The sequence below is a fragment of the Stenotrophomonas sp. As-7 genome (assembly GCF_030291015.1).
In the GTDB taxonomy this organism is placed as follows: Bacteria; Pseudomonadota; Gammaproteobacteria; order Xanthomonadales; family Xanthomonadaceae; genus Stenotrophomonas; species Stenotrophomonas lactitubi.
The window spans coordinates 4,716,330-4,738,653 of sequence record NZ_CP127405.1; the positions used below are offsets into that span (position 1 = coordinate 4,716,330).

Consider the following 22,324-nt stretch of genomic DNA (forward strand, 5'->3'; position numbering starts at 1 on the left):
TGCGCCGTGCGCAGAGGGGCAGAAAGGCGCAGAATCGGTCAACACTTTCACTGCAGCAATGAAAATGGTCCGTTTCGACGATCTGCAGCTGTTCGTCCGTACCGCCGCGCTGGGCAGCTTCTCGCAGGCCGCGCGCGAGGCCGATCTGCTGCCGGGCCAGGTGGCCGCGGCGGTGGCACGGCTGGAACGCGAACTGGACCTGCGCCTGTTCGTGCGTACCACCCGCAGCCTGCGGCTGACCGCCGAAGGCGCGCTGTACCTGCCCTACGCACAGGACGTTCTGACCACCCTGCGCGAAGGCCAGGCGCGGGTGCAGGGCGAGGATGCCGAACTGCACGGCACTCTGCAGCTGTCTGCGCCCTCGGACTTCGGCCGCAACCTGCTGCTGCCGTGGCTGACCGCGTTCCGTGCCGCACATCCACGGCTGCGCCTGCACCTGCGCCTGTCCGACGAAGTGGCCGACGTGTTCCGCGACCCGGTCGACGTGGCGATCCGCATTGGCCACTTCGACGACGCCAGCTATGTCGCCCTGCCGTTGCTGGAGGGCAACCGGCGCGTGCTGGCCGCATCGCCGGAGTACCTGCGTCGGCGTGGCACGCCGACCCGGCTGGACGACCTGCGCGAACACGATTGCCTTGTCTACCAGCTCGGCGGGCGTGCCTACGATCGCTGGTCGTTCGAGCTGGAGGGGCGCCGCGTAGTGATCCCGGTGCGCGGGCCACTGGTCTGCGACGACGCCGACGTGGTGCGGCGCTGGGCGGTCGCCGGCGAAGGCATCACCTACAAATCCTGGCTGGACGTGCGCGAGGACGTGCTGGGTGGACGCCTGCAGGTGCTGTTGGATGGCATCGGCAGCCACATCCCCCTGCAGCTGGTGTGTCCGCACCGCAAGCAGTTCTCACCGGCGGTGCGGCAACTGCACGCGCAGCTGCGCCAGTACCTGCAACCGCTGCTGTCGGCGATGCCCGGCCATGGCGGCCTGCACCTGTCGCCTGCAACGCCGCTGGCCGACAATGGTGCTCCCCCGTTGTAAGAGAATCGCGCCATGCCGTGGATGGGCATCCAGGACCTGTGGACCTTCCTGCTCGCCGTGCTGGTGTTTCTGGCCCTGCCCGGGCCGGGCACCTTCACCCTGCTGACCGCCACCGGTCGTGGCGGTGTACGCGGCGGCTACACGGCGCTGGCCGGCCTGCTGGTCGGCGACCAGATCCTGATGTGGCTGGCATTGGCCGGCGTGGCCGCGCTGCTGAAGGCCAATCCGACGGTGTTCCATGCCGTGCAGTATCTCGGCGCGGCGTACCTGGTGTGGGTAGGCATCAGCCTGCTGCGCACGCCCAAGGGCGACGGTGCCGAGGTTGGCCCGGTGCGCATGCAGCCGGGCCGCTACTTCCACCAGGCGATCCTGGTCAGCCTGCTCAATCCGAAGGCGATCCTGTTCTACATGGCCTTCCTGCCACTGTTCATCGACCCGAAGGCCCACCAGGGCATCGCCACGTTCGCCGCGCTGGCCGGGATCATCTTCGTGGTCAGCATCGCCTACTGCTCGCTGCTGATCTGGGTCGGCAACCTGGCCCGCCGTCGGTTGATCCAGCACCCGCGGGTCAGCGATGCGCTACGGCGTGTGGCCGGCCTGTTCCTGGTCGGCTTCGGCATCCGCCTGGGCCTGAACGGCTGAGAGCCCGTCGGCGCGGAGGGCCGCGCGCAGGTGGTCGATGAACACCCGCAGCTTGGGCGCCATATGCTCGCGCGCCGGGTAGTACAGATGAAAGCCGGGGAACGGCGGCTGCCAGTCCTCCAGCACGCTGCGCAGGCGGCCGGCGGCCAGGTCGTCGGCGACCAGCGAAGCAAAGCCCTGCGCCATGCCGAGCCCAGCCAGCACCGCCGCATAGGCCAGTTCGGCATCGTTGAACACCAGCCGCCCCGCGACGGCTACGTCCAGGTCACGCCCCTCACGGCTGAATTCCCAGGGCATGAGCCGGCCATTGGCGCGGCGATGGACGATGCAGTCGTGGCGCTGCAGCTCCTGCGGGCTCAGCGGCACCCCGTGGCGCGCGAAGTAGCCCGGCGTGGCCACCACCACCTGGCGCTCGGGTGGCCCGATCGGCACCGCGATCATGCCCTGCGCCAACGATTCACCCAGGCGGATGCCGGCGTCGAACCCCTCGGCGACCAGATCGGTCAGCGCCGGCTCCACGCACAATTCCACCTCTACCTGCGGATACCGGGCCAGGAAGGACGGCAGCGCCGGCAGAACCCGGCGTTCGGCAACGATGCGTGGCAGGGTGATGCGCAGCCGACCGGCCGGCACGGACCGCGCGCTGTCCAGGTCGTCGAAGGCCGATTCGATCTGTGCCAACCCGCCACGCACGCGCTGCAGGAAGCGTGCGCCGTGCTCGGTCAGACCCACCCGGCGCGTGGTCCGTTGCAACAGGCGCACGCCCATCCGCGCCTCCAGCGCACGCACGCTCTGTGACAGCGCCGAGGTCGAGACGCCCAGGGCATCGGCGGCACGGGTAAAGCTGGCGTGGTCGGCCACGTGGACAAAGGCAACCACCGCAGACAGCGGTGCGGAGGGATCCATTGTGAAGCCTTCCTTCATTGTCAGTTCGACTGCATCCAGTTTATCCACAAGATCATCGGACGGATGCTTGGCCTCCCGGCGGAACACCCGCCTCCTCCGATGGAATGCCACATGTCACTTGATCACTACCGCCTGCTCGGCCGCTCCGGCCTGCGTGTCAGCCCGATGGCGCTGGGCACGATGACCTTCGGTGCCGACTGGGGTTGGGGCGCGGACGAAGCCGAGGCCCGCCGCATCTTCGATGCCTACGTCGAACGTGGCGGCAACTTCGTCGATACCGCAAACAACTACACCAATGGCAGCGCAGAGACCCTGCTCGGGCGGTTCGCCCAAGGCCGCCGCGAACGGCTGGTGATCGCCAGCAAGTACACCCTGGCGACCGTGCCGGGCGATCCGAACAACGCCGGTAACCATCGCAAGAGCATGATGCGCTCGGTGGAGGACAGCCTGCGCCGGCTCGGCACCGACTACCTGGATCTGCTGTACCTGCACGCCTGGGACGACACCACCGGGGTGGACGAGGTGATGCGCGGTTTCGACGACCTCGTGCGCAGCGGCAAGGTGCTGTACGCCGGCATCTCGGACACGCCAGCCTGGCAGATCGCGCGCATGCAGACCCTGGCCGATCTACGCGGCTGGTCGCCACTGGTGGCACTGCAGATCGAATACAGCCTGATCCAGCGCAGCGTCGAACACGAACTGCTGCCGATGGCCGATGCGCTCGGGTTGGGCGTGGTGGCGTGGTCGCCGCTGGGCAGCGGCGTGCTGACCGGCAAATACAGCGCGGCGGACCTGGCCGCAGCCGAGACCGCCGAGGCCGCGCCGGGTGGTTCCAGACGCAATGTCGCGCTCATCAATGGCGCGTTGACGCCGCGTTCGTTGAACATCGCCGGGGAAGTCGCTGCGATCGCGGCAGAGCTGTCGCACTCGGCTGCGCAGGTCGCTCTGGCCTGGTTGCTGCAACGACCTGCGGCCGGGGCCATGCCGATCGTCGGTGCACGCACCCTGGACCAGTTGGAACACAACCTGGCGGCGCTGGATCTGGCGCTGCCGGCTGAGGCGTTGGCACGGCTGGATGCGATCAGCGCGGTCGCGCCGGCCTTTCCGCACGACTTCCTGCAGATGCCGCTGCCGCGCATGCTGATGAGCGGTGGTACGCGTCTGCAGCCACGCGCACCGGGCAGGTAATACCGGGGGCGCGCTATGCTGGCGCCCCATGCTGGAAGGAGGCGCCATGACCGCAACACCAACGCTCGCGGTCGCTGCAGCCCTGGTGTTGCTGCTTGCCAGTGGATCGGCCACGGCCGCACCTGATCACCGCTGCCTCACCGGCGGTGCCAACGGCACGATCCACCTGGAATGGCGCTGGCTGGACGATGGCCGCGCCGATGTGCGCTACGCCGGGCACCGCGAGCGCCTGCCGCTGCACCGGGTTTCCGAAGAGACCACGGTGCTGGACGAAGACCGCCCCTACCAGTTCGATACCGTCTGGGAAGAGCGCGTGGAGGGCCGCATCAACGGTCACTACACGCTGAGCACGCAGGGCGCACGGATCTACAGCTTCAGCTACGTGCGGGCCCGAGACGGTCGCCGCACGGATTTCGAAGAAGACTTCAACGCCTTTCAGGACGACGGCTGTCACTGGTAGCCGCCTGGACTGAGGCCGTTTGTGCCGATTCCGGCAGCGTGCCCACAGTCCAGCGCGCGCTGTGCCGGCCATGACCCCCGTCAGTGGCAATGCTGCGCTGCGTTCGGTCACACTCGGGGACTTGTCGTTCTCAGTCACCCCTTCCGAGGCCTGCATGTCCCTGCTCCGGCGCAAGTCCCTAGATTCCGTCACCGTCCATGAAGCCGGCCGGCGCCTGGTCCCGACCCTCAGCTGGCCGCACCTGATCGCGCTGGGCATCGGTGCCATCGTCGGCACCGGCATCTATACCCTGATCGGCGTCGGTGCCGACCGCGCCGGCCCCGCCGTGCTGATCTCCTTCGCCATCGCCGGCGCGGTGTGTGCCTGCGCGGCACTGGCCTACGCCGAACTGTCCACGATGATGCCGGCCGCCGGCAGCGCCTATACCTACAGCTACAGTGCCCTGGGCGAAGTCTTCGCCTGGGTGGTGGGCTGGAGCCTGATCCTGGAGTACTCGCTGGTGGTGAGTACCGTGGCGGTCGGCTGGTCCGGCTATTTCGTCGGCTTCCTGGAATGGGTGCATACCCAGTTCGGCTGGGACCTGCGCCTGCCGGCCATGCTCGCAGCGGGCCCGCACGTCGATGGCGGCATGATCAACCTGCCCGCCATCGTCATCACCTGGCTGGTGGCACTGATGCTGATGGCCGGTACCAAGGAGAGCGCCACCCTCAACGCGATCCTGGTCGTGTTCAAGCTGATCGCGCTGGCCATCTTCGTGGCGGTGGCCCTGCCGGCGTTCGACGCCAACAACCTGCAGCCGTTCATGCCCTACGGGTTCGCCAAGACGCTGGGACCGGATGGCGTCGAACGCGGCGTGATGGCCGCAGCGGCGATTATCTTCTTCGCGTTCTACGGCTTCGATGCGATCTCCACCGCCGCCGAAGAAACCAAGAACCCTGCGCGCGACCTGTCCATCGGCATCATCGGCTCGATGGTCGGCTGCACCATCGTGTACGTGCTGGTGGCGCTGGCCGCGATCGGTGCGATGAGCTACACCGTGTTCGGCCAGAGTGCCGAGCCGCTGGCACTGATCATGCGCCAGCTGGGCCAGCCAACCGCCGCGATGCTGATCGGCGTGATCGCCATCATCGCCCTGCCTACCGTGCTGCTGGCCTTCCTGTATGGCCAAAGCCGCATCTTCTTCGTGATGAGCCGCGATGGCCTGCTGCCACGTGGCCTGTCCAAGGTCAACGCACGTACCGGCACGCCGGTGGCGACCACGCTGTTCACCGCCGTGGTGGTGTCGGCGCTGGCCGGTGTGGCGCGCCTCGACGAGATCGCCGCACTGGCCAATGCCGGCACCCTGGCCGCGTTCACCGCCGTTGGCATCTGCCTGGTGGTGCTGCGCGTGCGTGAGCCGAACCGCGAACGTACCTTCCGCACGCCGTTCGCCTTCATCGTCGGCCCGCTGGCGGCGCTGGGCTGCATCTACCTGTTCGTCAGCCTGCCGCACACCACCCAGCTGTACTTCCTGGCGTGGAACGTGGTCGGCCTGGTGCTGTACTTCGCCTACAGCCGTCGCAACGCGCTGATCGGCCGGTAAAGGTAGCGCCGGGCCATGCCCGGCGGTCTTTGGGGATTGCCGGCCAGCGGCCGGCCCTGCCGCAGGGCGGCTAGCCGCCCTGCTTTGCCGCGTAGTCCTGCGCCTGGCGCATCACCCGCAGCAGGTTGCCGCCCCAGATGGCGGCGATCTGCTGCTCGGTGTAGCCCTTGCGCAACAGCCACGCGGTGATCTTCGGCAACTGGCTGACATCAGGCAGGTCGCTCAGGCCACCGCCGCCATCCCAGTCCAGGCCGATGCCGACGTGCTCGGGACCGACGACCTTCAGGATGTGCTCGAAGTGGGCGAAGAAGTCGTCCAGGCTGGCATGGCGCACCGGATGTTCGTGGTCCAGTGCCTGCTCGGCCTTCTGCAGGGCAACGCCCTGTTCGATGGTCATGCCTTCCCAGCCACCCAGCTGCTTGCTCAGGGCCTCTTCGGCCTGCTTGCGCTCGGGCGACTTGGCGGTGTCGATCAGGTAGCCGCCATACGCGTTCACCTGGATCACCCCGCCGGCCTTGGCCAGCCTGCGCAGGCGCGCGTCATCGAGGTTGCGTGGGTGGTCGTAGATCGCCTTGGCCGAGCTGTGCGACAACACGAACGGCACCGGCATCATCGCCAGCAGATCGTCGAACACGGCATCGGAGGCGTGCGACTGATCGATGACGATGCCCAGCTTCACCGCCTGCCGCACCAGGTCCTTACCAGCCGGGCTCAGGCCTTTCCACTCCGCGCCCTTGGGGTCGGTGGCCGAATCGGCGAACTCGTTGTTGGCGAAGTGCACGGTGCTGAGCAGGCGCAGGCCGGCGCGGTGATAGAACGACAGCATGCTGGGATCGGCCACCAGCGGGCTGGCGTTTTCCATGCTGATGTAGACCACACGCTTGCCGGCGGCCTTGATGCGCGCTGCGTCATCGGCGGTCAGCGCCAGCGCGAAGCGCTCGGGATTGGCGGCCAGCATTTCGCGGATCTCCAGCAGACGCTGCAGGCCGTGGTCGCGCTCGGCCAGATGCGCAGCGGTAGTGCGATCGCCCTGGTCGGTGTAGATCGCAAAGAAGCCGCCATCCAGCGCGCCTTCGACCATGCGCGGGTAATCCACCTGCGAGAGCGCATTACGGTCGTGCCGCTGCTCGATGTCGAAGCCGTCGCGGCCGAAGTTGGCCGGCGTATCCAGATGGCTGTCCAGGGTCAGCAGGCGCTGCTGCAGTGCCTTGGCCCGGGCCAGTTCCTGCGCGCTGAAGTCGATGGCATGGGCGGACAGCGGCGCACTCAGCGCCAGCGCGAGCAGCAGGGAGAGACGACGCAACGACGGCATGGGCATCCACCGGCAATGGGAAGGACACGACCATAGCGCCGGGACGGCCAACGCGGGTAGTGCCGCATTGGCCAGCCAGCTCCATTACACTCGCCCGCAGCCGATAAGGGCAGCGTGCAGCACCGCGTGCTGCGTCGACCATGGAATGGAAACACCGATGTCGAAGTCCCAGCCTCCGGCGCTGCCCGTGCAGGGCCAAGCGCCTGTCCCCGCCAGCGTGGTCACTGTCGAGCAGCTCAAGCGTGATGTGCTGCCACCGTTGTTTGCCGGGCGCACCGACATCGGCCGCTATGGCCCGGCCGACTTGGCCAGTGCCAGCGCCGAGCCGGCCTGGCAGGATGGCAGCGCCAACGCACTGGCCCAGGCGCTTGCCGAACTGGTCAGCCGGTTGTCCGAGCACGATCCCAATGCCCTGCTTCAGCGCGCGGGCTGGTGGCAGCGGTTCACCGGTGCCGATATCGAAGAACGCCTGCACCGGCGCATCGCCATGGGCAGCAACGGCGATGTGCTGGCCAGGATCGAGCGCGAGGCCATCGCCGTGCGCGCCAGCGTCGATCGACTGGATGCGCAGCTGCTTGAGCATGACGTACAGGGTGTGCGACTACAGATCTACATCGATGCAGGCATGCAGTTCCTGCAGGAACTGCCAGCAGCCGTCGACAGCGCCGATGATGCGCCGGTACTCGACCGCCCGGCTGAGCGGCTGCAGCGTCGTGTGGCCAACCTGACCGCCCTGCTTGCCAGTCATTCGATGAGCCGGGTGCAGGTGCAGTTGGCACGCAGCAATGCCATCGACCTGCTGGACCGCTACAGCGAGACCGTGCAGATCCTGCTGCCGATCTGGCGCCAGACCATCCAGGCGCTGCACAACAGCGACAACGCCAGCCCACAGATGATCGCCAGTGCTGCGCAGGCGCAGGACCAGCTGAAGCAGGCGCTGCAGCAGTTGCTGCGCACGTCGGGGGTGCCGGCATGAGCGCGCCGGTACGCGATCCGCTGCAGATCCCGCCGGACCTGCAGGCGCGTGCGGAAGCCGTTCCGGGTCTGCGCGCGTTTTACCGACGGGCCTCACTGCTTCGGGTCTTCGGCCTGGCCTGCATTCCGCTGGCGGCCACGGCACTGGCCTACATGGCGCTGGCATTCACCGGCACCGAACTGGGCCCGCCCTCGTGGGCGCACGTGCCGGCCGGCTATGGCGCGAAGGACACAGGCAAGCAGCTGGTCATCCTGCTGGTCATGACGCCCTTGCTGCTGGTGTGGATGTTCTTCGGTGTGCGGGACCTGCTCGGCCGCCATCGCGTTCGCCGCTTCGCCTGGTCGTTCGCGCTGGGTTCGATGCTGCTGTGCGGTGCATTGGGAAGCATGGGCATCACCGCACCCGCCATGGGCCAGGGCGATCGACTCGACCATCGCCAGCTGGACGCGCTCATCGCCAGTCCAGACTTCAGCAGCTTCAGCCCGCAGTGGCAGGCCTATCTGCGTGCACAGCAGGAGCTGCCTTACGGCGTGGCTTCATCGGCCGTTGTCGCCACCGCCCGTGCGCTGGCCAATGGCGAGGACATCGGAGTTCCGGTATCGCCGGCAATGCAGTCCCGCTTCGAGAAAGCAGCCGGCCTGCCGCGCTCCGAACGGTCACAGCGATGGCATGACCAGCGTCTGCTGAGCTGGCTTCTGTTCGACGTTGGCTGGGTACTGGCGCTGCTCGCGGTACCGGCGCTGCTGGCGCTGGGTACGGTGGCGATCGTGCTCAGTCGCCACCTGCGTCGCAGGTCCGACGTGATCAACGGGCTACTGCAGCAGCTGCAGCCGGTTCCTGCGCCGCCGCGCGCGCAGCCCTGAGGCTGGCGCGCGCGGACAGTCTTCCGCGCTGTGCACGGGAGCCGAGCATCACTCGGCTCCACGCGCCGTGGATCAATCCACCACGCGGCAGAACACGGCCTTCAGGTAACGCGATTCCTGCACGTGGGCCATGAACGGATGGTCCGGACCGGCGCCGGCCACCTTCAGGATCTGGATGGTGCGGCCAGAGAAGTACGCCGCACGACGCAGCATGTCCAGGAACTGGTCCTCGGCCACCAGGCCGGTGCAGGAGAACGTGGCGAACAGGCCACCGGGCTTGACCACGCCAAGCGCCAGCTTGTTCATGTCCAGGTACTTCTTCAGCGCGGTGATCACCTGCTCGCGGTCGCGGGTCATCTTCGCCGGGTCCAGGATTACCACGTCGTACTTCTCGCCGCGGTTGGCCGCATCACGCAGCCACGGGAAGATGTCAGACTGGACGAACTTCGGGCGCACGTTGTTCAGACGCGAATTGCCCTTGGCGATCTGGATGACGTCTTCATCGATGTCGATGCCGACCACTTCCGATGCACCACGCGCGGCCGCATACACGGCGAAGCCGCCGGTGTTGCAGCACAGGTCGAGCACGCTCTTGCCTTCCACCTGCTGGCTCAGCCACTCACGGTTCTCGCGCTGGTCGGCGAAGAAACCGGTCTTGTGCGCACCGGCCGGGTCGGCGCGGAACTTGATGCCGTACTCGGTGATCACCGACGCTTCGGTGGTGGTGTTGCCATGGAAGTCGAAGCTTTCCTGCTTCTGCACGTGTTCGTCGGCGAAGCTGTGGAAACGGCAGCCCGGGAACTGTTCGCGCAGGGCGTCGTAGATCCACTCGCGGTGGCGGAACATGCCGGCGGCGAAGAACTCCACCACCACCAGGTCGTTGTAACGGTCCACCACCAGGCCGGACAGACCGTCGCCTTCGCTGTGCACCACGCGCCAGGCGTCGGACACCGCATCAAGCTTCAGCACCTCACGACGCAGCGACACCGCCTGGGCGATCTTGCGCGAGAACCAGCCGGCGTCCACCGGGGTCTGCGGGTCGGTTTCGAGGATGCGTACGGCAATACGCGAATGCCCGTTGTAGAAGCCACGGCCGATGAACTCGCCATCCACGCCGACGACGTCGACAAGGGAGCCGGGCTTGGGCCGGACGGTCGGCTTCTCGACCAGTTTCTGGAAGATCCACGGGTGGCTGGAACGCCACGCGTTCTTGAGGCGGACAACGGGAAGGGGGGTATTCATCCACTTATTGTAAACCGGGCGCCGGGGTCAGATCCCCACAGGGGCTCTGACCCCGGGCCGGTGTGCCAACCAAGGTTGGCACCTACCAGAGCTGGCCCCCCGCCCCAGTGCATTTGACGCCGGCCCGGCCAGGCCGCAGAATCGGCGGCAGAAGGGGAGTAGCTCCCAGACGTTGTCGCCGTCAATTCGAGCCCGCAGGCTCCGGTGCAACGGCAGTTCCGGCCCATCGGAACTGCGAGCGAGACCTTCGCCGTACTGGCGAAGCTCTGTCCCTGGATCCCCTCCCGATCCTCCGTTGCAGATCCTCGCCGTCCGGCTTGAGGCATTTTTCATTTCCCAACGGACAAACCCATGCAGACGATCGGTAATTTGTGGTTGTGGGGCGGCTTCGCAGCGGTGGTGGTCATCGCCCTGCTGGTCGACCTCGTATTGATGCGCCACGGTGGCCCGCACAAGGTCACCTTCAAGGAAGCCCTGTGGTGGTCCATCGGCTGGGTCGCGCTGGCGCTGGCCTTCAACGGCGGGCTCTGGTTCTACCTGAACGAGACCGCCGGCCAGGTCGTGGCCAACAAGGTCGGCCTGGAGTTCCTGACCGGTTACCTGGTCGAGAAGGCGCTGGCGGTGGACAACATCTTTGTCTTCCTGATGATCATGAGCTACTTCGCGGTGCCGGAGGAACAGCGCCAGAAGGTGCTGATCATCGGCATTCTGGGTGCGATCGTGCTGCGTACGATCATGATCTTCGCCGGCAGCGTGCTGATCACCCAGTTCCATTGGCTGCTCTACGTGTTCGGCGCCTTCCTGCTCTTCACCGGTTGGAAGATGTGGTTCGCCGCGGGCCAGGAGCCTGACCTGGAAGCCAATCCGGCCCTGCGCTGGATGCGCAAGCACCTGCGCCTGCTGCCGGATTACGAAGGCAACGCGATGAGCGTCAAGCGCGACGGCGTGCGCTGGTTCACCCCGCTGTTCGCGGTGCTGATCCTGATTGCAGTCACCGACGTGATCTTCGCGGTGGACAGCATCCCGGCGATCTTCGCGATCACCACCGACCCGTTCATCGTGCTGACCTCCAACGTGTTCGCGGTGCTCGGCCTGCGTGCGATGTTCTTCCTGCTGGCCGGCATGGCTGACCGCTTCCACCTGCTGCCGTACGGCCTGGCCCTGGTGCTGGCCTTCATCGGCATCAAGATGATGATCATTGACCTGTTCAAGATCCCGACCCCGATCTCGCTGGGCGTGGTCGCGGTGATCATCGCTGCTACGGTGGTGCTGAGCCTGAAGAATCCGCCGAAGGAAGGCGGCGCCTGATCCAGGCGGATTGAAGGATGCGGCCGGGGGATTGTCCCGCCGGCCGCAGCCACTCTCCCGCAGCGGTGGCCTTGGTTTCGCGCCGGCCACCGCCATTGCTGAGGGTATGAACACGAACGCGCCCCTGCCCGCCGGCGACGCGCCGGCCGACCGCAACGACCGCACGCGCATCCTGCGCGCCTTCAACGCCAGCCTGGCTGCCGTGCTGGTGCTGGTGGCCGTGTTCGCCCTGCAGGACCATTTCGACTGGCGACCCTGGGCCGTGGCACCGCTGGAAGCCAAGGGCCTGCTCGGTCTGATCGGCGGGCCGCTGCTGCATGCCTCGGTCGAACACATCGCCGCCAACAGCGCCGCGATCCTGATCCTCGGCACCCTCGCCGGCAGCGTTTATCCGAAGGCCACGCTACGTGCCCTGCCCCTGCTGTGGGTCGGTTCGGGCATCGGTGCGTGGATGCTGGGCAACCCCGGCAGCTTCCATCTCGGCGCCAGTGGCGTCACCCACGGCCTGATGTTCCTGCTGGCCAGCCTCGGCCTGCTGCGCCGCGACCGCGCGGCCATCGCCACCGGGTTGATCGGCATGCTGTTCTACGGCGGCATGCTGATGACCGTGCTGCCGCACGCCGACGGCGTGTCCTGGCAGTCGCACATGGGCGGTGCCTTCGCCGGCATCATCGCTGCGCTGCTGTTCCGCAACGCCGATCCCTTGCCGCCGCGCCCGCGTTACAGCTGGGAAGACGAGGAAGAAGAGATCGAGCCGCTGGCCGACGACGAACTCGAGCCGCCGTCGCCGCAGCGCGTGCCGGTACTGTGGCAGCCGCGCGAAGGGCAGGACTATGTGGTCGTCCCGTTCCGCCGGCCGGAAGACCCGCGCGGTTGAGCGGTGGCGGGGTCGGATCCCCGAAGGGGCTCTGCCCCCGATCACCGATGACCCGGTGGCCGCCGACCTTGGTCGGCGCTCCTGCCTCCGGCGTTCATGCCCCCGCAGCGACCGCGTGCCAACCAAGGTTGGCACCTACCACCGTCGCATCAATCCGCCGCGTTTCCCGCCGCGCCCATTCCATCCACCGCCTGCCGGCCGAGCGCCGGGTCATCGGTGAAGAACGCATCGATGCCGGTCGCCAGGTAGGCGCGCATCTCGGCGATCGACCCTTCCGCATTGCGCGCATTGTCCGCGCCCTTGCGCAGGTTGCTGGCCTGGAAGTGGTTCTCCGGGCGGAACGTATACGGGATCACCATCAGACCCACCGCGTGCGCATCGCGCACCAGCGACGTCGGCGTGCCCAGCGCACCGTTGGCATCCAGCGGGATGATCGAGCGCAGCTCCGGGCCGATGCCATCGGCATAGGCCGCGACGTCCTTCAGACCCGCCGGGGTCATCATCTGCGCATAGGTCAGCGCGCCGCCGGCCTTGGCGATGTCGGCCGGCTGGGTATCGCCCTTCCACAGCAGCTGCAGCAGGCGGATGTTGCTGCCACGCGGGATCTTGCCGCGCAGGTAACGCAGGTTGGCGGTCTCGAACGACTGGATGGTGACCGGGCCTACGTTGGTATAGGCGTTGCCACGCAGCGCAGCCAGCACCTTGTCTTCCATCGGCAGGCCGATCGACTGGAAATAGGTCGGGTGCTTGATCTCCGGCACCAGGCCGATGCCACGGTTGGCACGACCTGCCTGCTGGACCAGGAACGCCAGGATCTCGTCCAGGCTGGCGATGCGGAACTGGCCGTCATAGGCGGTGCTGCGGAACTCCGGCAGTCGCTCGCGGGCGTACAGGGTCTTCAGCTCGGCGAGAGTGAAGTCTTCGGTGAACCAGCCTTCGACCGTCTGCCCGTCGATGACCTTGCGGGTCTTGCGCTTGGCGAATTCCTTGTGCTCGGCCACATCGGTGGTGCCACCGATCTCGTTCTCGTGGCGGGCCACCATCACCCCGTCCCTGGTCATCACCAGGTCCGGTTCGATGTAATCGGCACCGTCGGCGATGGCCTGCGCATACGCCGCCAAGGTGTGCTCGGGCAGCAGCGCGCTTGCGCCACGATGACCGTAGACCGACACCTTGGACGCGGCCGGAGGGGGAGATTCAGCACTCATGGCCACCGATGGTGCCACGGCCAGCGACAACAGCAACACACGACCCCACGACTTCACTGCGACTTCCCCAAAGCGGTTTGTGATGGGCGTCAGTATGCGGCGGGAATGTGACAGGTTGGGGGAACAGGTATTCGGCTGCCTGCCTGCGGTCGGCCAATGATCGTGCTGCCCCCAATTGGATTCGATTCTGCAATTTTTCCGATTGAACCGCGGAAAGGATGGGCCATAGCCTCGACTGACCAACACCGATGTTGGGAGGATCAGACCATGGAGAAGACAATGTACGTGCCCATCCTGAAATGGCGGCAAGGTGAGTACCTCGCTGTAGGTCGTACACGCGAGACCATCAAGGACTGGATGTATCCCCTGTTCGAGATCCCGGTCGAACAGTGGGACTTCGAGAACGATGCACCCGCCAAGTCGCTCGACGACCATCTGAAGAATGTCGGCAAGCGATTGAGCACCAACTGGAAGAAGCGCAGCTGCCTGTTCGATTCACCACATCTTGCCGGCGACGACACGATGGCCAATGGAGACCATCACCTCGCGCACGTCTTCGATCTCGCGCGGGCGTCGGCCTGCCAAGCCATCCCGGTCACCGGTCTCGGGCGGCATCTGGCGTATCAACAGGCGGTCGCCAGCATCATCGCGCAGGATAGTCGTGGCTGCGCACTGCGCTTGATTCCCGATGACCTGGAAGGCAATCCTTCGGCAAAGATCGACGGCTTGATGCATCTCCTGGGCGTAACACCAGAACAGGTGGACATCGTTCTGGACAGTGCGGCAGATGTCGCAGATTCTCCGACCCTGCAGGCATCGATCTGGCAGGCATGGATCGCGGGACTGCCATACATCAGCCGGTGGAGATCGCTCACCGTGGCCGGCGGAAGCTTCCCCGCAAGCCTGAACCCGTCAGCAGGGTATCGTCCTCATGGAGATGTTCATCGTCGCGAATGGCGTGGGTACACCCGGCTCGCTGCCAGTACCCCGCTGCGTCAGCCATGGTTCGGTGACTACGGATGCGCGTCACCACAGACCGAGATGATGGACCCACGTCTGTTCGACCCGAATGCAAAGATCAAATACACGATCGATGACCAGTGGCGGATCATCGTCGGCACCCAGGTCAAGCGCAATGGCCGCGACCAGTATCGCGACCTGTGCAGGCACCTGATCTCTGATCGACCTGTAGTATTCATGGGGCGAACTTACAGTGCTGGCGACGAGTACATCGAAGATTGCGCCAACAGCGTCGCCAGCACGGGCGGAAGTTCAACCTGGCCAACGGTGGCGACCAACCACCACCTGACTAAGGTTGTTCGCGACCTCGCCAATGTGTCCGGCGCTTCAACTGTTCCCTGACCAGCGTGCGGATCTCGGCGAGGCTGTATACCTCTCCAAGCCGCTCGCACAGCGCTGCGCGGTTGCCGCGCAGCGCTGCCTTGTCCGGATTCCTTGCACAGATCAGTGTCGTGATCTCATCACGCCAGAGAAGGGCGGCAACGTCCATCCCATTGACCGACGGATTGAGCCTCGCGGGTCGTAAAAGCTCCATTCGCACCGCATTACGCGCGCCGCGCGATACCGTTCGTACCCCCCACCACTCCGGCAAGACCTCCAGTGCGCGGTCAAGATGCCGCTGCCCCACGACAATCGTCGCTTTGTCGAGAACGTTTGAGTAGAACTGCTGCTGCACAGGAAGCCTGCGCAGCGTGTCGACGTCGCTCTTGATCTCGTAACCATGCAGATGTCCATTGATGACACAGACATCAACACGGCAGGCGCCGCGAGCGAGCCCCATCTCCTCCACGACCAGCGTATGGGGATTGGCCACGTGCTCGGCGATCACCTTGCGAAGGAGCGCTGATCTGACGTCGCTGTCGGTTATCGGGTCCATTGTCGAATCGTACCAAGAGGGAGTCGCTGTAATGCATGAAACTCAGGCATGTCGCAATTCACCGCGCACTACTTGCCGATGCAGAAACTGGAAAAGATCCTTCCCAGCAGATCGTCCGCACTCATCTGCCCGGTGATATCACCCAGCGCATCATGCGCCAACCGCAGTTCCTCGGCGGCCAGCTCCAGGTGCTCGTGCACCAGCTCTGCATCGGCACGCTGCGCATGTTCCTGCGCGCGCTCGATGGCATCCACGTGGCGCGTACGCGCGGAGAACTCACCGTCCACCTGCTCACCCGCGCCGGCCGAGGCGATCGAACGCAGACGCGCATGCAGCTCGTCCAGTCCCGCACCGGTGGCAGCGGAAACGAACACGCGGTCCGGGTCGTCCAGCGCCGGCATCGCCTTCAGCAGATCCGACTTGTTGTGGATATAGACCTTGTGTGGCACGCCGGCCACGGCATCGCCCAGCGCCGCTTCACCCGCCGCCGGGTCACGCGCGTCCAGCACGATCAGCGCCAGGTCGGTGCGCTCGATTTCCACATGCGCGCGGCGCATGCCTTCGCGTTCGATGGCATCGCCACCCTCGCGCAGGCCGGCGGTGTCGACCAGGGTCAGCTCCAGGCCATCCAGTCGGATCGTCTCGCGCAGCGTGTCGCGGGTGGTGCCGGCAATGTCGGTGACGATAGCCCGCTCACTGCCGGCCAGCGCGTTCAACAGCGAACTCTTGCCGGCATTCGGTGGGCCGATCAGCACGGCATGCAGACCATCGCGCAGGCGACGGCCGCGTTCGGCATCACGGCGCAGCAAGGCCAGGTCACTACGCGCCTGCTCCAGCCCACGCCGCACCTGCGCGCCGCCGAGCGTATCCAGCGGTTCGTCGGCGAAATCGATCGCCGCTTCCACGTGGATGCGCAGCAGCACCAGCTGTTCGACCACAGTGTCGATGCGACGCGAGAACACGCCATCCAGCGAACGGCGTGCCGCACGTGCGGCGCGGTTGTCACCGGCGGCGATCAAATCGGCGATGGCTTCGGCTTGGGCCAGGTCGAGCTTGCCGTTGAGGAAGGCGCGTTCGCTGAACTCACCTGGCCGCGCCTGGCGCGCGCCCAGCGCGATGCAGCGTGCAACCAGTTGCTGCAGCAGCACCGGGCTGCCATGCCCCTGCAGTTCCACCACTTCTTCGCCGGTGAAGCTGTTGGGTGCCGGGAACCACAGCACGATGCCGTCGTCGATCACCTCGCCGTCAGCATCGCGCAGGCGCGCGTAGTGCGCATGGCGTGGGCGCAGCGTCGGTGCGCCGAGTGCGTTGGCAATCGCTGCGGCGCGCGGGCCTGACAGGCGCAGCAGGCCGACGCCACCTGCGCCCGGTGCGCTGGCGATGGCCACGATGGTGTCGGTACGAATCGCGTCGTTCATTGCTCAGAGCTTCTCCAGCTGCGCGCGCGCCTGCGCCGCACCACTGCCCTGCGGCTGCAGCGCCAGATAGGTGGTGTAGGCCTGCTTCGCCTTGGCCTTGTCGCCCGCGTGGAAGTACGCATCGCCCAGGTTGAGATGGGCCACCGCGCGCGACGGATCGATCTTCAAGGTGTTCTCCAGCCAGCGCGCCGCTTCGGCGTAGCGTTGCTGGCGGTAGTAGACGAAGCCGAGGTTGTTGGCCGCCTGGGCGAAGTCCGGGCGCAGCTTCAGCGCCTCGGTGAACTGGAGGGCGGCTTCGTCGTACTGCTTCTCGCGGTACAGCTGCAGGCCACGGTCATTGGCCTGCTGCGCGCGCTGGCGGTCGGAGGCCGGGCCGGCGGTCGGCACCACCAGCTTGGCCTTGCCGCCCTGCAGGTCGGCCACGGTCACCGGCGCCTGGGCGCCCTTGGCATCCTGCGCGGCATCAACCTTGTTGTTCAGTGCGATCGCATCGGGCGTCAGCTGCCGGGTATCGGCGTTGAGGTATTCCTGGCTGTCCGGCACCTGGAACACGAACTCGCCGCCCTGCGAGCCGGGCAGGCTGCCGAAGGCGGGCGTCTGGTGCGAGACCGCCGACACCGCCGGTGCCACATATGCGGCCAGCTCGGTACCGGTGATCAGGCCATCTCCATTGAGATCGCCCTTGCCGGCCAATGCCTGCAGCAGCACCCAGGTAAACACCGAGTGCCCGTTCGGGCCGGCATCGGCAACCTGCTGGTCGGCGCCGCCGGCGGTCAGCATCTGTCGCGCGCTGCGGCGTGCGTTCTCGCGCAGGAACGACGACGACGACGGGCCGCCGCGGGTCAGGCCGAGGCCGCTGTAGCAGGCATCCATCACGAACATCACATGCTTGGCCTGCATGCTCTCGGCGATATTCTGGATGTCGGTCATCGCGATGGCATCGGTGGCGAATTCCTTCGGGTCCGAATCGACCGGGATGATGTAGCCCAGGTCACGACCGGAGGCGAGCTGGCGCGTCGCGCCATGGCCGGCGAAGAACACGAACACGCGATCATTCCTGCCGGTGCGGTCATCGGACAACCGGTCGTGGAAGGCGGCCAGGATGTTGTTGCGGGTGGCCTGTTCGTTCTTCAGCACGATCACCTGCGAGGAGGGGAAGCCGAACTGCCCGGTCAGCGTATCGGCCACCGCCTGCGCGTCGTGGCTGGCGTATTCCAGCTTCGGCCACTTGGCGTAGTTGTCGATGCCGACCACGATCGCCCACGATTTTTCGTAGCCGGTGGTGACGGTGGCATCGCGGTCGCTGCCCTTGCGCGGGCGGGCGACGCTGAAGTCGCGGCCATTCCAGCCAGCGAACTGGTAGCCGTCGGCGATCAGTCGATCCAGGATCTGCGGCAGTGCCTTCACCGCGCGGTCGTGGATATCGTGGAACAGGATGATGCCGCGCTGTTCCTTGTTCACCTGATCGAGCACGCGCTGCACGATCGATTCCGGCACCGGGTCGGCCCAGTCCATCGAATCGATGTTCCACATGATCGACTTCAGGCCCGCCTCGTTCAGCAGCTGCAGGCCTTCGGCGTTGCGCGCGCCATACGGGAAGCGGAACAGCGGCGCGCGCTTGCTGTCGACGTCCTTCAGCAGGGTGTCGGTGTCCAGCACCTGCTGGCGCAGTGCATCGCCAGTGGTACGCGACAACTGCGCATGGGTCAGGCTGTGGTTGCCGACGGCGTAGCCCTCTTCCATCAGGTTGCGGCTGATCTTCGCCATCGGCCCAAGGCTGACCTTGCCGTCGGTCTCGACCTTGCCCAGGTTGCGGCCGACCTCGAAGAACACGCCCGGTACGTCGTAGCGCTTGAGGATGGCCACCACTTCATCGGTATAGGCCTTGTGCGGGCCATCGTCGAAGGTCAGCACCACCGTCTTCGGCGGCAGGTCGCGGCCGAAGATCTCGCGGTCGCTGTCCTTCATCGACATCGGGTACGGTTCGATCACGCCGTAGTCGCGCAGGATCGCTTCGCGGCTGTAGTCCTTGTGCAGGTGCGCGATGTAGTCGTCCCACTTCTCGCGCTTCAGTTCGATGGCACGGGTGCGCTCGAAGCGGCTGAAGATGCGGGTCAGTTCCTGGTTGTAGTTGCGCTCGATCTCGTCCAGCGCCTCCAGGTCTTCGCCGATGCGCTGGTGCAGCTTCACCGCCGGCAACGAGGAATCGGCGCCGATGCGTTCGTGCAGGTCACGCAGCACTTCGCGGAATGCAAGGCGATCGGCATCGAACAGTTCCGGTGCCGACTCGATGTAATCCAGCACCGTGCCCAGGGTAGCGAAGCGCTGCGGGCTGCTACCACGCAGCAGCGTGTCGAACTGCGCGGCAATGGCGCTGCGCTGTTCCAGGCCGTCGTGGAACAGCTGCTGGCCGATGCGGGTGGAGGTGGTGCGATCGGCCGCGGACTGATGTTCCTCATCGGCCAGCAGCACGATGATCCGGCGATAGCCGTCGAGCTGCTTCTGCAATGCGCCCAGCAGCGGTGCTGCGGCCGGGTCGGCGGCAGCGGCAGCCTGTGCGCTCGGCTGGGTAACCGCCGCCGGTGCGTGCGCGTCCTTGTCGCCGCAGCCGGCCACGAGCAGGGTCAGCAGCAGGCTGGGCAGGAACAGACGGAACGACGGCGCACGCGGCATGGCGGACTCGAACAATGGGGAATGGTGTGTCGGCGATTCTAACGCCGCATGCGAAAAGCCCGCCTTGCGGCGGGCCTTTGCTGGGTCGATCGACCCTGGGGAGCAGTCGACCAAGGTCGACGTCTACCTCTTACTTTTTCTTGGCCGGGGCGGTGGCCGCCGTAGCCGGCACCGGATCGCTGCCGTGACGCTTGGTCATCCACCACTGCTGCAGCAGGCCCAGGCCACCGTTGACCACCCAGTACAGGACCAGGCCGGACGGCATGAAGGCCATCATGACGCCGAACACCAGCGGCATGAACTGCATCATCTTCTGCTGCATCGGGTCCATGCCCGGTGCCGGCGTCAGCTTCTGGGTGAACCACATCACCGCCACGTTGATCACCGGCAGGATGAAGTACGGATCGCGTGCGGTCAGGTCCTGGATCCAGCCGAACCAGGGCGCCTGGCGCAGTTCGACCGATTCCACCAGCACCCAGTACAGAGCGAAGAAGATCGGCATCTGGATGAGGATCGGCAGACAGCCGCCCATCGGATTGATCTTTTCCTTCTTGTACAGCTCCATCATCGCGGTCTGGAACTTCTGGCGGTCATCGCCATAGCGTTCCTTCAGCTGTGCGATGCGCGGCTGGAAGCGACGCATCTTGGCGCCACTCTTGTACTGAGTCGCCGACAGCGGATACAGCACGATCTTCAGCAGCACCACCAGGCCGACAATGGCCCAGCCCCAGTTGCCCACCAGCTTGTGCACCTGGTTGAGCACCCAGAACAGGCCCTGGCCGATCACCGCCATCATCGAGAAGCGGCTGTAGTCGACCACACGGTCCAGACCCGGCACGTCTTCCTTGGCGATCAGGTTGACCAGCTTCGGGCCGACCCACAGGCGGGCCTCGGTGCTGGTGGACTGGCCCGGGGCCACGGTGAAGGCCGGGCCGCGCGCTTCGATCAGGTCACGACCGGCCACCTGCGACAGCACGTAGTGTGCGGTCTGGTCCTTCTGCGGGATCCAGGCGGTGAAGAAGTGGTGCTGCAGCATCGCCAGCCAACCACCGGTGATGTTCTGGTTCAGCGCGCCATCGTCCAGGTAATCCTTGAACGCACGACGCTGGTACTTCTTGTCGTTGTCGTACCAGGTGGCACCGTTGAAGCTGAACGAATCCGGGTTGGTCATGCTCCGCGACAGGATCGTCGGGGTGCGGTCCAGGGTGCGGTAGACATAGCCGTTCCACGGCGCGGCGCCAGCGTTGCTGACCTCGTCCTTGAAGCGGATCGCATACTCGTTGCGGCCGACGATCAGGGTGCGCTTGATGGTCACGCCGTTGTCGGCAGTCCACACGAACGGGACCTGCAGTTCGTCCTGGCCCTTGGCCAGCACGAAGTCGCGGGTGTCACCGACCAGCTTGAAGCCGTCGGCGCCCGGCACCGGAGTGTTCTTGTCTTCGCTGGCCCAACCACTGATCGCGCTGTACGGATGCGCGGGGTCTTCGGTCAGCAGGCGCACCGGCGGGCTGCCTTCGTCCTTGCTCTGCGGGAACTGCAGCAGTTCGGCATCAAGCACGCGGCCGCCATCGAGCACCAGGCGCAGCACGTCGGTGGTGATGGTCACGCGCTGTGCGGACGGGGTGGCGCTGGCCTGGGCCTGTACAGCGGGCTGGCCCGGAGCACCGGGAACCTGCGCGCTGGGGATGCTGCCCGGGGCTGCACCGGGGACGCTCTGTGCGGCGGCCGGGGCCGAGCTGGTCGTCGGCGCCGGGGTCGGGGCGGACTTCTCGCGGCTCCACTCCATCCACAGCAGCACGGCCACCATCAGCCAGGCAAAGATCAGGAAAACACGGGTCTGGTTCATCAGCAGGCAGGCTCAGCGGGGCCGGGACGCGGTGCCGGCTCGGTGACGGAGGAAATGGCAATGCCATCAGGCGGCGGCATTGTGCCGTCCACGCCCGGCGCGGGCAATGCGCGCAGGCGCCGCAACAGGCGCAGGAAGGCCTGGCGGATATCTTCGTTGCTGGCATGACGCGCAGCAGTACGAGCCACGACGACGAAGTCGCCTGGCTGTATGTCGGTTCGTGTCTGACGCAAGGCGTCGCGCAGGACGCGCTTGATCCGGTTACGCCCAACGGCGTGAGGATCGACCTTGCGGGAAACCGCCAGACCCAGCCTGGCCGGCCGGTCAGCCGGTAGCCAGTGCAGGGTCATCAGCGGATCGGACACACGGCGGGCGCCGTTGAAGACCGTTGAATATTCGGCACGCGTGCGAACCCGCGCAGAGCGAGGGAATCGCTTGCGCGGGTCTGCAGTATTCACTGTCGAATGGATTGCGTCTGCCGCTGGATGCGGCATGGCAATCAGGCGCTCAGGACTTTGCGGCCCTTGGCGCGGCGACGCGACAGGATCTTGCGGCCGTCAGCGGTCTTCATACGGGCACGGAAGCCGTGGTCGCGCTTACGCTTGAGGTTGCTGGGCTGGAAGGTGCGCTTGGTGGCCATGTGGGCCTCTCGTATGAATGGGACGGAAAGAACCGGAAATTTTAGAGAGGTGTCCCCCCTCCCGTCAACCCCTGTCTGCTACGCCAATTCACCGGGCTGTGCAATAGCTGTGGATCTTTTTGTGAATAAGTACGGGACAAGCATTCCGAAGGCGGGCGCTCGGTGGTAGGCTGAGCCATCCATTTCCCCCTTTCAGGCCTGTGTTTGGGCGCCTTTTCGCGCCTATGCATCGGCCACCGGACAATTATTGCTG

At 66.1% G+C, this 22,324-nt stretch carries 20 protein-coding genes; 10 read left to right on the plus strand and 10 right to left on the minus strand.

Going from position 1 to position 22,324, the window contains the following annotated elements:
- Nucleotides 1-58 precede the first annotated feature (58 nt).
- Both QP457_RS21470 and leuE read left to right on the plus strand, forming a co-directional pair.
- On the plus strand, nucleotides 59-1,033 hold the full coding sequence (locus QP457_RS21470; RefSeq protein ID WP_205404598.1) for a LysR family transcriptional regulator: 975 nt from the start codon (nucleotides 59-61) through the stop codon (nucleotides 1,031-1,033).
- Between the two features lie 12 nt (nucleotides 1,034-1,045).
- Nucleotides 1,046-1,675: a leucine efflux protein LeuE gene (leuE, locus tag QP457_RS21475; protein ID WP_165378510.1), complete on the plus strand. Its 630-nt coding sequence runs from the start codon at nucleotides 1,046-1,048 to the stop codon at nucleotides 1,673-1,675.
- Here the strand turns inward: leuE and QP457_RS21480 are convergent.
- Nucleotides 1,613-2,581 (minus strand): LysR family transcriptional regulator, encoded by a 969-nt coding sequence (locus QP457_RS21480; RefSeq protein WP_205404599.1) that lies wholly within the window; start codon nucleotides 2,579-2,581, stop codon nucleotides 1,613-1,615. The genes leuE and QP457_RS21480 overlap by 63 nt on opposite strands.
- A gap of 99 nt (nucleotides 2,582-2,680) precedes the next feature.
- On the opposite strand from QP457_RS21480, the gene QP457_RS21485 reads away from it, so the two are divergent.
- From QP457_RS21485 to QP457_RS21495, 3 genes are all read left to right on the plus strand, one after another.
- Nucleotides 2,681-3,769 carry an aldo/keto reductase gene (locus QP457_RS21485; RefSeq protein ID WP_205404600.1) on the plus strand — a complete coding sequence of 363 codons (1,089 nt, stop codon included), beginning with the start codon at nucleotides 2,681-2,683 and terminating at the stop codon, nucleotides 3,767-3,769.
- Nucleotides 3,770-3,815: 46 nt separating this feature from the next.
- Nucleotides 3,816-4,229, plus strand: a complete 414-nt coding sequence (locus QP457_RS21490) for a hypothetical protein (RefSeq protein WP_205404601.1) — start codon at nucleotides 3,816-3,818, stop codon at nucleotides 4,227-4,229.
- A gap of 154 nt (nucleotides 4,230-4,383) precedes the next feature.
- Nucleotides 4,384-5,811: an amino acid permease gene (locus tag QP457_RS21495; protein ID WP_205404602.1), complete on the plus strand. Its 1,428-nt coding sequence runs from the start codon at nucleotides 4,384-4,386 to the stop codon at nucleotides 5,809-5,811.
- A 70-nt stretch (nucleotides 5,812-5,881) separates the two neighbouring features.
- Here QP457_RS21495 and QP457_RS21500 read toward each other — a convergent pair whose 3' ends face one another.
- The gene (locus QP457_RS21500; protein WP_205404603.1) at nucleotides 5,882-7,123 is read right to left on the minus strand and encodes a dipeptidase; all 1,242 of its coding nucleotides are present in this window, start codon (nucleotides 7,121-7,123) and stop codon (nucleotides 5,882-5,884) included.
- A 157-nt stretch (nucleotides 7,124-7,280) separates the two neighbouring features.
- On the opposite strand from QP457_RS21500, the gene QP457_RS21505 reads away from it, so the two are divergent.
- Together QP457_RS21505 and QP457_RS21510 are read left to right on the plus strand one after the other, a co-directional pair.
- Nucleotides 7,281-8,099 carry a protein klaA gene (locus QP457_RS21505; protein WP_205404604.1) on the plus strand — a complete coding sequence of 273 codons (819 nt, stop codon included), beginning with the start codon at nucleotides 7,281-7,283 and terminating at the stop codon, nucleotides 8,097-8,099.
- Nucleotides 8,096-8,962 (plus strand): hypothetical protein, encoded by an 867-nt coding sequence (locus QP457_RS21510; protein WP_205404605.1) that lies wholly within the window; start codon nucleotides 8,096-8,098, stop codon nucleotides 8,960-8,962. The genes QP457_RS21505 and QP457_RS21510 overlap by 4 nt, the downstream gene beginning before the upstream one ends.
- A gap of 72 nt (nucleotides 8,963-9,034) precedes the next feature.
- On the opposite strand, the gene QP457_RS21515 is transcribed toward QP457_RS21510, so the two are convergent.
- Nucleotides 9,035-10,204 carry a class I SAM-dependent rRNA methyltransferase gene (locus tag QP457_RS21515; protein WP_180164790.1) on the minus strand — a complete coding sequence of 390 codons (1,170 nt, stop codon included), beginning with the start codon at nucleotides 10,202-10,204 and terminating at the stop codon, nucleotides 9,035-9,037.
- A gap of 351 nt (nucleotides 10,205-10,555) precedes the next feature.
- Here QP457_RS21515 and QP457_RS21520 point away from each other — a divergent pair, with 351 nt between their 5' ends.
- A complete protein-coding gene (locus QP457_RS21520; protein ID WP_025875596.1) occupies nucleotides 10,556-11,512 on the plus strand; it encodes a TerC family protein in 957 nt (318 codons plus the stop codon).
- A gap of 106 nt (nucleotides 11,513-11,618) precedes the next feature.
- Nucleotides 11,619-12,389, plus strand: coding sequence for a rhomboid family intramembrane serine protease (locus QP457_RS21525; RefSeq protein WP_099819415.1), 771 nt, complete (start codon nucleotides 11,619-11,621; stop codon nucleotides 12,387-12,389).
- Between the two features lie 149 nt (nucleotides 12,390-12,538).
- Here the strand turns inward: QP457_RS21525 and QP457_RS21530 are convergent, their stop codons facing one another.
- Nucleotides 12,539-13,654 carry a glycerophosphodiester phosphodiesterase gene (locus QP457_RS21530; protein WP_205404606.1) on the minus strand — a complete coding sequence of 372 codons (1,116 nt, stop codon included), beginning with the start codon at nucleotides 13,652-13,654 and terminating at the stop codon, nucleotides 12,539-12,541.
- Between the two features lie 222 nt (nucleotides 13,655-13,876).
- Between QP457_RS21530 and QP457_RS21535 the strand changes: the two genes are divergently transcribed.
- Complete coding sequence (locus QP457_RS21535; protein WP_240196453.1) at nucleotides 13,877-14,959, plus strand: beta family protein; 1,083 nt, start codon at nucleotides 13,877-13,879, stop codon at nucleotides 14,957-14,959.
- Here QP457_RS21535 and QP457_RS21540 read toward each other — a convergent pair.
- The 6 genes from QP457_RS21540 to rpmH all read right to left on the minus strand — a co-directional run bounded on the left by QP457_RS21540 (nucleotide 14,907) and on the right by rpmH (nucleotide 22,071).
- Nucleotides 14,907-15,494 (minus strand): sce7726 family protein, encoded by a 588-nt coding sequence (locus QP457_RS21540; RefSeq protein WP_205404608.1) that lies wholly within the window; start codon nucleotides 15,492-15,494, stop codon nucleotides 14,907-14,909. The two genes, QP457_RS21535 and QP457_RS21540, sit on opposite strands and share 53 nt — an antisense overlap.
- Nucleotides 15,495-15,562: 68 nt before the next feature.
- On the minus strand, nucleotides 15,563-16,912 hold the full coding sequence (gene mnmE, locus QP457_RS21545) for a tRNA uridine-5-carboxymethylaminomethyl(34) synthesis GTPase MnmE (protein WP_205404609.1): 1,350 nt from the start codon (nucleotides 16,910-16,912) through the stop codon (nucleotides 15,563-15,565).
- A 3-nt stretch (nucleotides 16,913-16,915) separates the two neighbouring features.
- Nucleotides 16,916-19,585: a polysaccharide deacetylase family protein gene (locus tag QP457_RS21550; RefSeq protein WP_205404610.1), complete on the minus strand. Its 2,670-nt coding sequence runs from the start codon at nucleotides 19,583-19,585 to the stop codon at nucleotides 16,916-16,918.
- 130 nt (nucleotides 19,586-19,715) lie between these two features.
- The gene (gene yidC / locus QP457_RS21555) at nucleotides 19,716-21,431 is read right to left on the minus strand and encodes a membrane protein insertase YidC (protein WP_180164769.1); all 1,716 of its coding nucleotides are present in this window, start codon (nucleotides 21,429-21,431) and stop codon (nucleotides 19,716-19,718) included.
- Nucleotides 21,431-21,925, minus strand: a complete 495-nt coding sequence (gene rnpA / locus QP457_RS21560; RefSeq protein WP_025875580.1) for a ribonuclease P protein component — start codon at nucleotides 21,923-21,925, stop codon at nucleotides 21,431-21,433. Before rnpA ends, yidC begins: the two co-directional genes overlap by 1 nt.
- 5 nt (nucleotides 21,926-21,930) lie before the next feature.
- Nucleotides 21,931-22,071, minus strand: coding sequence for a 50S ribosomal protein L34 (gene rpmH / locus QP457_RS21565; RefSeq protein WP_006404565.1), 141 nt, complete (start codon nucleotides 22,069-22,071; stop codon nucleotides 21,931-21,933).
- Nucleotides 22,072-22,324 lie beyond the last annotated feature (253 nt).